The 1,211-nt window shown below is 69.9% G+C and carries 2 protein-coding genes; both read left to right on the top strand.

Translation table 11 applies throughout. From position 1 onward, the window contains the following. Positions 1 to 539 precede the first annotated feature (539 nt). Positions 540 to 821 (top strand): hypothetical protein, encoded by a 282-nt coding sequence (locus tag GY812_16220; protein ID MCP4437028.1) that lies wholly within the window; start codon positions 540 to 542, stop codon positions 819 to 821. Continuing rightward, a complete protein-coding gene (locus tag GY812_16215; GenBank protein ID MCP4437027.1) occupies positions 805 to 981 on the top strand; it encodes a hypothetical protein in 177 nt (58 codons plus the stop codon). The genes GY812_16220 and GY812_16215 overlap by 17 nt, the downstream gene beginning before the upstream one ends. Positions 982 to 1,211 lie beyond the last annotated feature (230 nt).

Below are 1,211 nucleotides of genomic sequence, written 5' to 3'. Positions count from 1 at the left end.
TCCTTGTCCTGGCTCTCGACGCCCCGCCCCAGCCGGGGCGCGGCGAGGAGCCGGGCCGTGACCCTATTTCAGACCCGGCCATCGGGGAAATGGCGCTGCCCCTGGCCCAGTGCGCGCTGGCTGAGTCTGGCGGGCACACTCCCGATGTGGTGGCCATCGTGTGGGTAATCGGCAAGCGGGCCAGGCAGGCAGGCATCCCGCCAGCGGAGATGGCCCGGCGCTATTGCCGCATCCACCGGGATGAGGCCCGAGGCCCGGGGCATGTTCGACGTCACCGACGCTGGCTCCTGGAGCTGGACTGGCAGCGCACGCAGCCCCAGCCGCCATCGTGGCCCGGAGGCCGCTGGAGCGCGATGGAGGCGATCTGGCGGCGCACGCAGCTACTGGTGCTGCTGGTCGTCTCGGGCGAGCTAGACGACCCATGCCCCGATGCGTTTCACTGGGGGTCGGCGGAGGATGGTCGGCCCACCCGCACACACCCAGTGTCGTGCGGTGCCACCCGCAACCTGTTCTGGTCTCGACCTGGCCGCGGGGCGTAGGTGGATACCGAGATCATCACAGGCGCTGGAGGCGCGCTGGGTGTGTGTGGCTGGGTGATATGGTGGCAGTCGCGCCACATCGAACGCCTCCGCACGGAGAATGCGGAGCTGGTGGCAGCGTGCCGAGCGGACCAGGCGCAGGTCTACGCGCGGCTGCTGGCGGTCGTGACCGACCTCCAGGCGGCGCTCGGAGCCCTGGAGCGCGCCGTCCTGGCGCTGGCGCAGCGCGGAGGGGGAGACGATGGCGAATCGAACGGTCGAGCGCGTGAACAGAGAGACTGACCAGATCCTGGAGCTGCTCGACGAGCTGCGCGGAGCAGCCGAGAGGCTGCGAGCTACCGCCCGGGTCGTCGTCGTCCTCGACGAGCTGCACCGCACCCGCCGCTCTGGAGACGTTGCCTGCTATGCCTCCGCCGCCATCGAAGCTCTGTCGAAGCTGTAAGCAGCGCAAGGGGCGGAAAGCATTCGCGTTCTGGTCCAGGCGAGAGCTGGCGCTGGCCTGCTCGCTCGAGTGCTGGGAGCGCCTCAACGCCCGCGACCTCCAGCGGCGGAGAGGCGTGTAGGCTTGACACCCACTCTGACCTCTCCGCGGGCCTCAGTCGCCAATCAGGGCGGCGACCTTGACGGTGCAGGTGGGGCCGAGGTGCGAGCCGTCAACGGTGAGCGTGGGAC

The sequence above is a fragment of the Actinomycetes bacterium genome (assembly GCA_024222295.1).
In the GTDB taxonomy this organism is placed as follows: Bacteria; Actinomycetota; Acidimicrobiia; order Acidimicrobiales; family Microtrichaceae; genus JAAEPF01.
The sequence above is the reverse complement of the archived record's forward strand: the minus strand, read 5'-3'. Positions and strand labels throughout refer to the sequence as shown.